The 12,003-nt window shown below is 37.4% G+C and carries 24 protein-coding genes; 3 read left to right on the plus strand and 21 right to left on the minus strand.

Annotated elements, in window-relative coordinates; translation table 11 throughout:
- The first annotated feature begins 98 nt into the window (after positions 1-98).
- Entirely contained in the window at positions 99-353 is a 255-nt protein-coding gene (locus D0T87_RS02115; RefSeq protein WP_163172398.1) for a hypothetical protein, read from the plus strand.
- On the opposite strand, the gene D0T87_RS02120 is transcribed toward D0T87_RS02115, so the two are convergent.
- The 14 genes from D0T87_RS02120 to D0T87_RS02185 are packed head-to-tail and all read right to left on the minus strand — an operon-like array spanning position 350 to position 6,846.
- Complete coding sequence (locus D0T87_RS02120) at positions 350-1,045, minus strand: hypothetical protein (protein WP_163172400.1); 696 nt, start codon at positions 1,043-1,045, stop codon at positions 350-352. The genes D0T87_RS02115 and D0T87_RS02120 overlap by 4 nt on opposite strands.
- An 11-nt stretch (positions 1,046-1,056) precedes the next feature.
- Positions 1,057-1,311, minus strand: coding sequence for a hypothetical protein (locus D0T87_RS02125; RefSeq protein WP_163172402.1), 255 nt, complete (start codon positions 1,309-1,311; stop codon positions 1,057-1,059).
- A 4-nt stretch (positions 1,312-1,315) separates the two neighbouring features.
- Positions 1,316-1,957 (minus strand): hypothetical protein, encoded by a 642-nt coding sequence (locus D0T87_RS02130; protein WP_239063423.1) that lies wholly within the window; start codon positions 1,955-1,957, stop codon positions 1,316-1,318.
- Positions 1,958-1,968: 11 nt separating this feature from the next.
- The gene (locus tag D0T87_RS02135; protein ID WP_163172404.1) at positions 1,969-2,136 is read right to left on the minus strand and encodes a hypothetical protein; all 168 of its coding nucleotides are present in this window, start codon (positions 2,134-2,136) and stop codon (positions 1,969-1,971) included.
- A 31-nt stretch (positions 2,137-2,167) separates the two neighbouring features.
- Positions 2,168-2,497 carry a hypothetical protein gene (locus tag D0T87_RS02140; protein WP_163172406.1) on the minus strand — a complete coding sequence of 110 codons (330 nt, stop codon included), beginning with the start codon at positions 2,495-2,497 and terminating at the stop codon, positions 2,168-2,170.
- A gap of 9 nt (positions 2,498-2,506) precedes the next feature.
- Positions 2,507-3,088 carry a hypothetical protein gene (locus tag D0T87_RS02145; protein WP_163172408.1) on the minus strand — a complete coding sequence of 194 codons (582 nt, stop codon included), beginning with the start codon at positions 3,086-3,088 and terminating at the stop codon, positions 2,507-2,509.
- Positions 3,085-3,483, minus strand: coding sequence for a hypothetical protein (locus D0T87_RS02150; protein WP_163172410.1), 399 nt, complete (start codon positions 3,481-3,483; stop codon positions 3,085-3,087). The genes D0T87_RS02145 and D0T87_RS02150 overlap by 4 nt, the downstream gene beginning before the upstream one ends.
- Positions 3,458-3,859 (minus strand): hypothetical protein, encoded by a 402-nt coding sequence (locus D0T87_RS02155; protein ID WP_163172412.1) that lies wholly within the window; start codon positions 3,857-3,859, stop codon positions 3,458-3,460. The genes D0T87_RS02150 and D0T87_RS02155 overlap by 26 nt, the downstream gene beginning before the upstream one ends.
- Positions 3,860-3,901: 42 nt before the next feature.
- Complete coding sequence (locus tag D0T87_RS02160; RefSeq protein ID WP_370526808.1) at positions 3,902-4,126, minus strand: hypothetical protein; 225 nt, start codon at positions 4,124-4,126, stop codon at positions 3,902-3,904.
- A gap of 10 nt (positions 4,127-4,136) precedes the next feature.
- Entirely contained in the window at positions 4,137-4,526 is a 390-nt protein-coding gene (locus tag D0T87_RS02165; RefSeq protein WP_163172306.1) for a hypothetical protein, read from the minus strand.
- Positions 4,526-4,795 (minus strand): hypothetical protein, encoded by a 270-nt coding sequence (locus tag D0T87_RS02170; protein ID WP_163172414.1) that lies wholly within the window; start codon positions 4,793-4,795, stop codon positions 4,526-4,528. Before D0T87_RS02170 ends, D0T87_RS02165 begins: the two co-directional genes overlap by 1 nt.
- 1 nt (position 4,796) lies before the next feature.
- A complete protein-coding gene (locus D0T87_RS02175; protein ID WP_163172416.1) occupies positions 4,797-5,036 on the minus strand; it encodes a hypothetical protein in 240 nt (79 codons plus the stop codon).
- Between the two features lie 39 nt (positions 5,037-5,075).
- Entirely contained in the window at positions 5,076-5,312 is a 237-nt protein-coding gene (locus D0T87_RS02180) for a hypothetical protein (protein ID WP_163172417.1), read from the minus strand.
- A 16-nt stretch (positions 5,313-5,328) separates the two neighbouring features.
- Positions 5,329-6,846, minus strand: coding sequence for an LPD5 domain-containing protein (locus D0T87_RS02185; protein ID WP_163172419.1), 1,518 nt, complete (start codon positions 6,844-6,846; stop codon positions 5,329-5,331).
- Positions 6,847-7,103: 257 nt separating this feature from the next.
- On the opposite strand from D0T87_RS02185, the gene D0T87_RS02190 reads away from it, so the two are divergent.
- On the plus strand, positions 7,104-7,364 hold the full coding sequence (locus D0T87_RS02190) for a DUF4884 domain-containing protein (RefSeq protein WP_163172421.1): 261 nt from the start codon (positions 7,104-7,106) through the stop codon (positions 7,362-7,364).
- Positions 7,365-7,379: 15 nt separating this feature from the next.
- On the opposite strand, the gene D0T87_RS02195 is transcribed toward D0T87_RS02190, so the two are convergent.
- The 6 genes from D0T87_RS02195 to D0T87_RS02220 are packed head-to-tail and all read right to left on the minus strand — an operon-like array spanning position 7,380 to position 9,958.
- Positions 7,380-7,655 (minus strand): hypothetical protein, encoded by a 276-nt coding sequence (locus tag D0T87_RS02195; protein WP_163172423.1) that lies wholly within the window; start codon positions 7,653-7,655, stop codon positions 7,380-7,382.
- 53 nt (positions 7,656-7,708) lie between these two features.
- Positions 7,709-8,065 carry a hypothetical protein gene (locus tag D0T87_RS02200; RefSeq protein ID WP_163172425.1) on the minus strand — a complete coding sequence of 119 codons (357 nt, stop codon included), beginning with the start codon at positions 8,063-8,065 and terminating at the stop codon, positions 7,709-7,711.
- A gap of 5 nt (positions 8,066-8,070) precedes the next feature.
- Entirely contained in the window at positions 8,071-8,337 is a 267-nt protein-coding gene (locus D0T87_RS02205; protein ID WP_163172427.1) for a hypothetical protein, read from the minus strand.
- A 9-nt stretch (positions 8,338-8,346) separates the two neighbouring features.
- Positions 8,347-8,970, minus strand: coding sequence for a hypothetical protein (locus D0T87_RS02210; protein WP_163172429.1), 624 nt, complete (start codon positions 8,968-8,970; stop codon positions 8,347-8,349).
- Positions 8,971-8,989: 19 nt separating this feature from the next.
- The gene (locus D0T87_RS02215; protein WP_163172431.1) at positions 8,990-9,718 is read right to left on the minus strand and encodes a hypothetical protein; all 729 of its coding nucleotides are present in this window, start codon (positions 9,716-9,718) and stop codon (positions 8,990-8,992) included.
- 12 nt (positions 9,719-9,730) lie between these two features.
- On the minus strand, positions 9,731-9,958 hold the full coding sequence (locus D0T87_RS02220) for a DUF3310 domain-containing protein (RefSeq protein ID WP_163172434.1): 228 nt from the start codon (positions 9,956-9,958) through the stop codon (positions 9,731-9,733).
- 103 nt (positions 9,959-10,061) lie between these two features.
- Between D0T87_RS02220 and D0T87_RS02225 the strand changes: the two genes are divergently transcribed.
- A complete protein-coding gene (locus D0T87_RS02225; protein ID WP_163172436.1) occupies positions 10,062-10,706 on the plus strand; it encodes a DUF3223 domain-containing protein in 645 nt (214 codons plus the stop codon).
- 19 nt (positions 10,707-10,725) lie between these two features.
- On the opposite strand, the gene D0T87_RS02230 is transcribed toward D0T87_RS02225, so the two are convergent.
- On the minus strand, positions 10,726-11,658 hold the full coding sequence (locus D0T87_RS02230) for a Fic family protein (RefSeq protein WP_163172438.1): 933 nt from the start codon (positions 11,656-11,658) through the stop codon (positions 10,726-10,728).
- Between the last annotated feature and the right edge of the window lie 345 nt (positions 11,659-12,003).

Below are 12,003 nucleotides of genomic sequence, written 5' to 3' on the forward strand. Positions count from 1 at the left end.
AGTTAATTGAATATTTTGTTAATAACTTCACTGGTCAAAAAGCATTTGGATTGCTATAATTGTATTACCTTTATTCTCATAAATCTATAATGCAGATTATGAGCACAGATGAGTTAAAGCTGTCCACACCCTTGGTTTTGAAACTTAGGGAGTATAAATTTGACAATGATCAGATGATTGCTTTTGCGTTGAACCTAAACCGTTTCTTTGACGTGAATAAGTTGGCGGCACTAATGCATGTCAACGACCAAATTTCGTTTCACTTTGACCAATCCACGCAAACTTTTGAGTTAATTGATCCGGATGGGCTGATGGGTAATGTGAATAAAGTCATTTGTTTGAAAACGAATTAAATTTCTTCTCCCTTCGTTCCTTCTGAATTGTATGTGTAATGTTTCCAATACTCAATTTTTTGCTCATTAGAGAGAGCTTCCCAGAACTTTTTGCAAGCCTCATCAAATAACCTGTCTGCATTCGGATTCATATCAGATGAGCAATACTTCGCATCGGTTACAATTTCTTTAGTTTCATCATCAATACCTTCCCACCATTCATCAATTTCCTTTATCAATTCCTCTTCTTGTAGTTGTCTGCTGTGTTGTCCACAGTAATCGCACCAGAAATCCTCTTCTTCTGAAACATCTTTACTGTGTACTTTATCAGTATTGGCATCTACCCACGCTCGCAATTGTATGGAAAGAGAACCACACTCAGCACAGCGCCAAGGATTTTGAAGTTTAACCTCATTTGCTCGCTTCCTACCACAAGAGGGGCAAAAGTCAGATGTGTGTATTGAACACTCTGGACAGTCAGATCCGAACCCTTTGGAATAAGCATCAATAGCCTCTTGAAAAATATTAAGTAAGAGTGTGTTCAACTCATCCTCAGCTTCATCAATGGTTAACTCGTTGACCACAGGTGATTCATGTCCATCAATGTACATCTGCAAGTCTGATTGACGGGCAATATCATCTCTGTTGTAGTAATTAGGAAGGTACTTCTCAATAAAGTCCCAGAACTCCGGTGTTATTTTAATATATGCCATGATGTTTTGAATTAGTTTTTGAATGGTGTTTTTTCTTCGTTATTGTCAACTCTGAATATGAAATTTATGCAATCACAAGCTTTTGTTCCTGCATCATTGAATGGCATAAATCCCGGTTCAAACTCTTCCGGGCATAAAGGATAACCAGATGTTTCTGCCAAAAACTGGCGGATTTCGTTTACATCCTCATCGCTATATCCACTGTAATCATCGTTGATTAAAGCGGATGCCCAGTGTGCGGGCAATAGGTACTCGTTGTCTGTCATAATCTCATTTATGAGTTTGGGGAGATGTGTTGTTTTCTGGTATGATTATGCTACTGCTTCTTCTTTCCTTTCTTAGCTTAAGAGTGCAATCGATAGAGTGTTTACACTCCCTCTCAATATCACTGATAGAACTTTCTCCATAATATCCCCAGCAACTGTCAATTTCTTCACCGCAGGAATTCTCTATCGTGAATCCAAACACACGACCAGTTAAATAATCATTGTAGGTTTCTATTTCTCCATCAAGGTAAGTCTCAATCTGTCTGCGACGTTTTGTTGTTAGATTCTTCCAGCCATATTCGGCCTTAATATCCGCAATAGATACAGCGATGATTCCAAACTGACTGGTATCCCAGCGGCACGAGAATCCGGTAGTGTTTACTGAAAGTCCGCTGTGATCGTAGAGGTAAACAGGAAGACTTATATACTTCTTCAGAAATAATTTGGTAAATACTCCAAATTGATCATCGAAAACTTCTTCTGCTTCAAAGTGTTTGTAAAAGTCCTCTTCTGGCTGATAGCTTCGATGAGCGGTGTAAAGTGTGCCCAAATTGTCGAACTCTTCTCGTGGTGAGCGGGCATCGTAGTCATAATGGATTTTGATGGTAAATCCTTTATAGTTTATAGTGCTATGTATATTATCCATATCTTTAATTATTAATGCCAATCAATAATTTCCGTATCCTTAATTTTAGCAACATCCGCATGACCCTCCAACACATTAAATGAATAATCAATTTCTGAGAGTATATCGTCTATGCTGATTAATTTAGGATTGTACTCAATTTCTACCTCTGTTACTATTTTTATTTTCTTCGTTTTCATGTGATGTATATTACAGTTTAAACTATGGTTGCTATTTGGGATCATCTTTGTGTGTCCGATTATAAGTTTCTACCCAAGTAGGAAACCAATGTTCTGGTTCGCTTTCTTTGACGATTTCACTGTTTAGTTTATCCTTCATGAACACACATTCTTTTTTTGAATCGAATTGAATAGCATTTACCAAGCGAATTTGTCCACCCATGGGTGATCTTATTACGATAATATCTGGAGAGGACTCGTCAATAATCCAACCTGTATATTCAATCCATCGCATTACAGCGAATATTTCACCACGCTGTAATTGCAAGAAATATTTTAGAACCTGATCCGCTCCCTTTTTACGCAATTCTTTTATTCTCATATTGTATGTTTAGTATTTTATGAAGCGTACATAATACTCTTGGTCATTAAACATATCGTCGTTAATACGTTCTGCAAATTCATCTGGAGTAAGCTTTTCTACCTCTGGATAGATCTCGTCCGGACTCTCGTAAGCTGATATGATTGTCTCATCAGGGATATTGCGCTCAAATCGCTCTAATGGGTAGAGGAATACAGTTAGCTCTTTATTCGGATTTGGGAAATAATCAGGGTATTTATCATAGAGAACTTTATCTAATGGTTGCTTTTCCCAATAAAAATCCAGCTCGATTCGTCCATCTTGGGTCAGTTCTATGAGTGACATATATCCATATTCAGACATTTGAACATCTTCATTTAGGATTGCATAACCGAAAAGATTATCAGTTTCTCTGTTCCAATCCTGTATGTACCAGTCACAACCTGCATAGAAGAAGTGAGCAAAGATCATTTTACCTTCATTGTGAGTAGGGATGTGCTTGATTTCTTCTTCAAGGCGCTCAATTACTTCTTTGAACTCGTCAGAACTTACCACTATTTTTTGTTGATGTAGTGGCATAAATCTTTTTAGATTATCAGGAAGTATATTCATAATGCTTTAATTCTTTTGCGATCTTCTTTTAAGAATAACCGTAGTTGATTGTCATTTTTATAGTTATGCACTCTGCCTCCATGATGTATCTGAACAGTAATCATCCGGGTTGTAAAGTGTAAGGGATACCATGCTCTACTCTTTACTTCTGCATAGCGGGTAAAAACAATCCTGACCTTTCTCCGGAGGATTGTTTGTATCTCTTCCTTTGTTTCGAGAAAGTCTTCTTCTTGAACAAAACGGTAACCAGTCTTAGAACTATCTGGACGGCAATAGAGCTTTAGTTTATCTTCTCTTTTCTGTTCAATCCAGTTTCGGATATTTTCGATCACATCGGCAGCATCCGTACTAGGTGGCAACGGTGAGAATTCAGGATATTTGATTAATTTGCTCATGGTTTTCAATAAATTCTCCAAATGAACGAAGTGAATGATAAATATGTGTTGGAAGGCAATCCTGATTGTAAATACCTTGGTTTTCAAAATCTTCGTAAGCCTGCTCATCTTCTTCAAATAGGCATTCTTCATAATGCTTTTTTTCGTCATCTATATAGTAGTTAAAGACTTCTTTAAGAATATTAACCAGAGGATTATCTTCATAGACTTTGATTGTCGGCTTTTGTTCTCCCGGAAATTCTTCAAACTGAACTTCTTCTTCAGATAGAAATACTATCTGAGGTGCGGATCTATATTCATCTTTATCGTTACGTCCTTCTGCTATCAGCTTTGCTAATGCAGCAACAAGTATGTCTATTTTCTCTTCTCTTTTCATTTTTTATATTTTTATTTGTTCAGCGAAAGCCTGGATGGGGATTCAAAAGCATAAAGCATTTACAAAGTATTCAATGTAATCATACTCCAAACCGAGGTTGTCACATGCGACTTCCATATCGCGGCTTTCAAGATCACCGAGCTCTTGTAAATCCCGGAGGTTCCGAACCTCATCATCGAGGTACTCATTTGCTTGTTTATCATTGCAACTACAGGTATTGCAAATGTTATTTATGATTGAATCTATCATATCGTTATTTCTTTTCATGGTTTGTAAATTATTCTTCAGGGAACATGAGGTCATCATGTAGGTTGTTGGGGCATCGTTCATCGAACCAGTGCCAAATTTCGTAGCGATCTGTTCCTTTTGGCCAATGGTAAAAGTCCGACTCTATACATTCGTCATTGTCAATCGGAATATCACCAAACTCCTCCCACATCTTTCGTAGCTGTTCTATTTCCGGGTTATCATATTTGTTCATATCTTGCTGTCTTTCATGTAGAATTGTTGTTTTCCGGATAGTTCTGATAAACTCCATATCCTTTTTACGTAACACTTCAAACTTACAAAAGTCCTCATCACAACTAAAGCATTGAAATGCGTATCCCTTTATCTGGGATTTGAGCAATGGTCGTCCACATTTAGGGCAAAATCTTCTTGTTTTCATTATTTTTCATCCATTATATTGGCACAAGCAATCCATAAGATTCTCATTAGGTTGTCCTTATGGCAGTTTAATTCTTCATCAGTCCATGCTCCGTACTCCCACAATTCGGTTTTCAGTCGGTCTGGAAGAACTTTTTTTAGTTGCCTTTTAATTTTTGGAACTTCCATTAATGATTTTATGTCATCGGTGCAATCGCCGGAATGACAACCGATGGAGGCTTGTGCTTTGGTTATTTCAATCGGATTTATATAGTTAAAATAAGCCCACATATTAAGCTGAATATTTAGGATTCAGAGCAAATATTTCAATCAAGTAGTTCATGTCTTTACCTTGTGTTTGCTGGTATTCTCTTAGGTTCCTGACATCATCTTTATTCAACTTTCTATCATTTTGCATATCAACAATGTATTGGTTATAGGCTTCTTCATCATTGAATATACCTATAATGTCTTTGCTGGAATGGGTATGCCATTCATCGCATGTAAATAGTATTATTGCGTTTTCGTCCATGATTAGGTTGTATTTCTTTATTGATTTCTTATTCTTTTTTTATATGACTCTAACTATAACGAATCCTTGTACACACTTTTCGTCAGTTTTGCTACTTTTGTAACAGTCTCCGACACTCATTCCCGGAGCAATGTCTTCCCAGAAATGTTTATTAAATGCAATGTCTCCTAACTCAACTTCACTAAGTCCACAAATTGTCACACTCATTTCATCACTTTCGTGTTCTGCAGTCTGGATGACAGCAAATCTTTTCTTTGATATTTTCAATCTTTCCATATTTTTTTCTCTATAGTTATGCAATATCAAGTAATTCGGATTCGGCTATTTTAAAAGCACAGGTCACAATCTTGGCATAATGTGGAGCTAAGAGTTTGATTTCTTCGTCTGTCGGATAAGGATAATAACCTTTCTTGGTATACTCCTCAACAGTCTTGATGTTGGCCAGATAATCATTATGCCAACCAAGTTCGTTAAGTGTGGTAATTACAAACTTCTCAAATCCCCGAGCTGCCATCTCAGTGATTGTACTCCAGTATTTCTTAGATCTGCATTCATCGCATTTCTGAGAGCGTTTGTAGAAATCGGTGCTTCTTATGGCAACATCCAGTTTCTGAAAGGCCTGCCCCAGTTCTCTATCGTTTAGTCTGGATTGCATTTCGGTGGCCATGCTTAGTGGACTTCCTTGCAGATAACAGATATGATTGTCCAATGCATGGAACCACTCATGAGCCAGTGAACCCTTATCGCCTTTGGTCTTGGTCAGGTTGATAACCTTACGGTCTAACTCATAATGGGCTGAAGCGTTTCCTCCACCTCGAGCACCAAAAGCTAAAGACAGTTTATCATTCAGGACTATTTCTTCGGGTTTAATTTCCATGGCCAGTGATAAGTCCATTAAGGCATCATAAGCCATGTTCAAGTAACTGGCTCTTTCTATTTGATTTACCCAGTTGCCGAACTCTACACCATAAAATGGGAATGTTGCGGAGAATACTTCCGGTGAAATATCTTTGCCATCTCTATGGTCATTACCAACACGTGGACGATTCCAATCTCTTCGCTCGCTGGGTATAAAGCGAATTTCTTTATAGATGCACTCCAGCTCATTAGCACAATCGGCAATAAACTGGTATGCTTCTTGTGGTGTGGTAAATCCTTTCTTGAGTATGATATTGCCTTTGCCTTTAGGCGAAATATAAATTTCTTGGGTGTAATTGTAGCGGTATACACTATATTGGCTTTTTCCGGAACTTTTTTTCTGTCCTGTTTTCTCTTTAATCCATTCAACACACTCTTGTATAGTACCTCTTTTAAAAATACGGTTTCCTTTCACTACGGCAATACTACTGCTCCAATATAGGTTTTGTATCTTATAGTGTCCTGAATTGTATTCCTCTTGTGGCCAATTAGCATATTCTTGCTCTTGAGAGAATAGAATAAATTCCGGTAAGGATAATGCTGTAATATTCAGAGCTGTTGCCGGATTGTCCAAGATGAGGCGGATGTTTGAAACAATTTCCATAACTTTCACTACCCAGTACTTTAATGAGTATGTCCTACGTGGTTTGGTGGGGATTTTACTAAGGAGATAGCGTAAGTGAACAGCGGTTTCCTTTGTAATCTGCTTATCGTTATACATCTTCACCAAGTCAAACTTAGGTAAGACTTTTGACAATGGCTGGGTAATGAGCGCATCGTTTGTGATGAGCCTCAACTTTTGAATTTGTTCTTGGGCAAGGTCTTTTTTAGCTCCACCTATTTTCTGCCCAAAGTCCTGAATATAGGAGTCTTGGTTACATGTAGTTTGCATAATCCTTTGATTTTATTAATTAGTTATTGGGATTGATTGCAATGACTTGATAAAGAATAGTGCCAATTGAAATGGATTGGTTGTAAGTCATGCAGATTATTGGGGTATAGCAATAAAAAAACGTAAACTGGTGTAGTCTACGCTTAAGTCTTTAATGAAAGAAAGGGGAATTCCTATAATGATATAGGGGAAATAACTTGATGAAAATTATTCCTTTTTATACTTTTATTCCATGTTCCGTATAAAAAGTACCAATTATGAAAAAGACAATCCCTTTCTTTCTGCTTGGAATTTCTATGTTAATTCTAAACTCATGTTTTGCAGGGAGACCATTAGCCAATGCTCCTGCAGAAAATAATGATTCTTATCGTGTTCAGTATCTCTTTGAACATGATGGTTGCAAAGTTTATCGTTTCTATGACCAAGGTAATTATGTGTACTTTACCAATTGTGGAAGTAGTACTACTGCCATAAGCAATGATTCAATAGCTACTTATATACGAACAGTTGGACGATAAAAAGCATATCATTTATCAGATCATAGGGAAGCGTTCCCGAAGTTCTTCACTTCCGTGAATCTGAGTATAGGAGTCGATGAGTTTTTGACATTCTTCGATACTATGCTTGTTTCTGGGGTCTTGGCGATAATTAGTGGCATAGTCTTTCAACCAAGAGAGTACAAGTCCGGCAAACATTTGCTGGATAGTTGGGTGTAATTTTTTCATTTCTTCGAGAAACTCTTTGCGGGTGGCATTGCAAGCTTCATTTGTAAAGCTGTCAGCCAGATTAAATATTTTTTCTTTGCTCATAAAATAATAGTTAATTAGTAATTAAGTAAAAAGATAGTGTTGGGAGATTCTGACTATTCATCCAATCCTAAGGTAATACCAATAAAACAGAGCACATCTGTATATTGCTCAGGGTAAATTGGAAATTGAAACTTCTTTTCTTCTGTTTCTTGGTCAATTCCATCTACATAAAAACCATCGCCAGACTTATTTAGATACACATCTGTTATGGCGATGTTGTAGTTGTCATGTTTACCATATAGCGTAGAAATAATTGGATAAATTTCATGTAAACCCAAATCTCCTTCGAACTCTTCGTCAGGAGTGAAGATTATCCGCCCATCGTTCTCCGTCAAAATCTTGATTATAAACTCACACTGCTCATTGCGTATGGCATATTCTCGTGCCATTAAATCAGAGTATTCTTTCATGTGATTTATTTGTCTAATATTATGTTAGATAGTTTTGCAGGGAGCCAATAACAATCATAATCAAGGTACACACAACGTCCCCGTGATGTTGGCTTACAGAAGCCCATTATGGTTTTGCCAGGAAAGACCACTCCGTAATCGTTTTTAAAGGTGCAGGTTTGTCCGGCAACAATATCCTCTTTAAATTCAGTTGTTACTTCTGAGAGTTTGCTGAAAACCTCAACATTCTGTTTTTCGACCCATTCTAAAAAGTCGTTTTTGTGTGATGCCATAATTAGAACTTATTTATTTTCTGTTGTTTTAAATTCACCATCTCCATTTTGAATTATAGTGAGCGTATGAAGAACGTGGTCCGTTGTCAGGTCATTCTCATGGATGCAGTGCCCGTTTTGTAGATGAAGTAAAATACTATCATTTTTAGTTTCTACACAATTAATAAATTCGCATTCAGCCACACCATATTCATCTACATAGACCACACTCCAGAATTTATCTTCCTTTATAGCATAAGGTACATCTTCTTTCTGCAAGAACTGACGAACCATGTCCAGACCTTTCTCTTTTAACTCTAGTATTTGTGTATTAATGGTGGTATATACGTCAAAACTCCATTCACCGGTGCTAAAGATGGAATGTTCATGGTAGTTACAGCCAGGTTCAGTGCTTTCTACTTGAATGTACATTCCGAAAGTGTCTGGGATGGATGTAGTTACTTCTCTTAAGCCATCCTTGGGCATATCCCATTTGCTTGTGAGGCTTGCAATAAGAGTAGCTTCGTCGCCAACAACGATGTTGTCATCTATGTCAAAATTGTCGTCAAACACTTCTGACAATTTTTCTTTTAGTAAATCGATTTGCTGTTCTGTACCTGTTGCATACAGTTGGTTTTCACATACGTTTGCCATATTGTTTTTGTTTTTTAAATTAAAATCCACGTGCTTTGTCAAATACTTCTTTGTCAGCTTCGATTTGTAGCTCCAATTCGTAAGCAAGGTTCTCAAGGGTATTTTCGTCTAATTCATCGAAAGAGCCAGTTTCCTCAGATGCATATTCAAAACCATCAGCACTTACCGAGATTATATATCCCTTGTCTGTCGGAAAATGCATATCAAAGGTTACATAGTCTATATCATTGTCAAGAAATAACTCTCGGATTTTTTTTTCTCCACTTATTGGTAATGCTATAATGTCTTTACAGTCTTCACAATATACACGTCCGCTGTATTCGTTATCATCATCAACAGGATTATAAGTCTTGTCCGGAGTATTCGGGTTCATCCACACATTCATCTTTACGTTGTTTGATTGACATTTTGGGCATAATACTTCTGGCTGTTTTTCAATTAAATTTAAGTCATCCATAATGTTGAGAACGGATTCTATGTGCTCTGTAGTCATATCATCCTCACCAATACTGTAATTCTCATCGGTGGTAACCTCAACCTTATTCTCGTTGAGAATGATACTTTCAATTAGTGCAGTAACAGGTTCGCCATGGTGGTTAAAGTAGCACGCTTGATAGTGATTGCTTACTTGAGTGGCGTCTATTTCACCATTGTCACGAAGATATTGTCGGATGTCGTCAAGGGCTTCTTTGCGCAATTGACAGAACGCAGTCAGATGATTTTTCATCATTAGTTTGTTTTCTTTCATCTCTTTATGTATTTATTGATTAAGTCTTTCTATTTCACGCTGGATATACCACACTGCTTTCTCCAAATCCTCTATTTGCTTCTCTTTGTCGGATTTGTCGGCATCAGTTTTAAGTCCGGCACGCCACAAATACTTTATAGCGTTCCCTATACAGAATCCATGATGTTGGGTAATTTCGATACATTCTATACCGCTGGGATGTGAAGTGTAATGGCTGGGGTAGTTTACATTGTCGTTCATATATATTCAGAGCTATGTTACTTTAACCAGAATAGTGATGAACTTAATATGATGGGTGGATATTCTGAAAAAAAGAGTATTTTTGGTGATTAATTGAACTTATATGAATAAAGCTGCATTGAAAGAAAAATGTAAGAAAATTCGAGATTCTTACGACCGGGTAGTAACATCGGTAGATGATTTTCAATTTCTAATGAGCATTTTCAAATACCATCCCGAGTGGGCGCAAAAAACCAAAGGCTTAAATGTTAAGCGGATAGAAGTTGGTGTATCAGAAGAATTCAGGACACCGTGTTTCTATATTATTAGAGAAGATGATACTAAAACAGATGTATCATTTATTACTTGTATTAATGGTAAGCCCACTCCTAAGCAGGAAATTTCTAAGGCTTGTCGAAATGCGATTGACCCAATAATTTTTAAATATAGAAGGAACTTGTCATTTCCTATGACTTGTCCAATAACAAACGATGTGCTGTATTCTTTTGAGGAGGTTCATATTGACCATCATAATCCTACTTTTGATAATCTGATAAAAGTATGGATAGCAGAAAATGGAGGTGAAGAATACTTATTCCAGTTTATCAATGAATCATTAGATAATAGTACGGTTACCTGTTTTACATCGGAATCGATAAAACAGAGTTTCATTGAATACCATAATACCCACTCTCATCTGAGACCTGTTTCTAAAAAGGCCAATTTGTCCACACTGAAGAAAACAAAAGGCAAAGTTTTCCGTAAGTGAATGGGTGGTAGTAGGTTAATTAATTTAGAAGAATCCAAGAACCATTCCGGGCTGAGCCATTGCGGGTAATAATACCCTCTTTTGTCATCCTCTGAAGATGATATTTGATTGCATCGGGAGTCAAATCAAGAATGGCAGCAAGCCCATTCCGGGTAATCTTAGGATTATTACGCATTTGTTCCAGTATTTTGTCGCGAGTTGTAGGTGCTTTCTTTTCCGTCTGTAGTGTCTCTTCAATTACGCCTAAAATAAACTCAATAAATGGTGTACAACCATTTTCTCCACCGCTCACGGCAATAGCATTGTAATATTCCTTACGATATTTATAGACAATATTTTCAATTGGCAGGTGCTGGAATACAGGGCGCCACTTACTGAGAATAAGTGTTTGCCAAAGTCTTCCAGTACGTCCATTACCGTCTGAGAACGGATGTATGAACTCGAACTCATAGTGAAACACACAACTCTTTATTAGTGGATGCTCTTCAGACGTATTTAACCAGTCGAATAAATCTTGTATTAGATATGGTACTCTTTCGGCAGGTGGAGCATAATGAATAATATCTTCACCTGATGCCACTCCAACACCTTTCATACGAAATTGACCGGCATCATCTATTAACCCCGCTTCCATAGTGAGATGCGCTTTTAGCAAGTCTTTCATGTTATTCGGATTTAATTTATCCAGTAATTCGTATGCTTTAATGGCATTACGTATTTCTTGCACTTCGTTGATTGGTGCCACTACCGGCTTACCATCAAGAATTGCCGTAATCTGGTCAGTGGTCAAGGTGTTACCCTCAATAGCAAGGGAACCCTGAATGGTTTTTATCCTATTGATTCGATGTAGGCGTAATTCTTCCTGAGAATGGTACATACCTATTGCCTCACTTATTTTAGAAACAAGGTCGACAATTTTCGGTGTTATTTTATATGGCGGGATATATGGCATAATTTTGCAAATATAAGGCTTATTTTTTCATTTGGGTAAATGTTTTAGGGTAAAACTACCCAATAAATCTACTGCATTATCTCCCTACCTACAGATTCCCAATCCGGCAGGTAACGAAACATAGTGCTTCGGGGTACACTTTTTGGCATACCTTTGGCACTATGTCCCGCTTGTTATTGGAGGGAAGGGTAGTGTCATCCCGACACGTGCAGTAAATTTGAAGTGAATTAATGAAGTGTAGGCAATCTGGGGTGCAATCCCAGCGAAGTGTATATTAAAGCCTAAGGTGTGAAAAGGTAGTTTACCCGCAATCCGAGCAAACTACCCATCATATAGAATTTACCT

Source organism: Bacteroides sp. 51 (assembly GCF_010500965.1).
Taxonomy (GTDB): Bacteria; Bacteroidota; Bacteroidia; order Bacteroidales; family Bacteroidaceae; genus Bacteroides.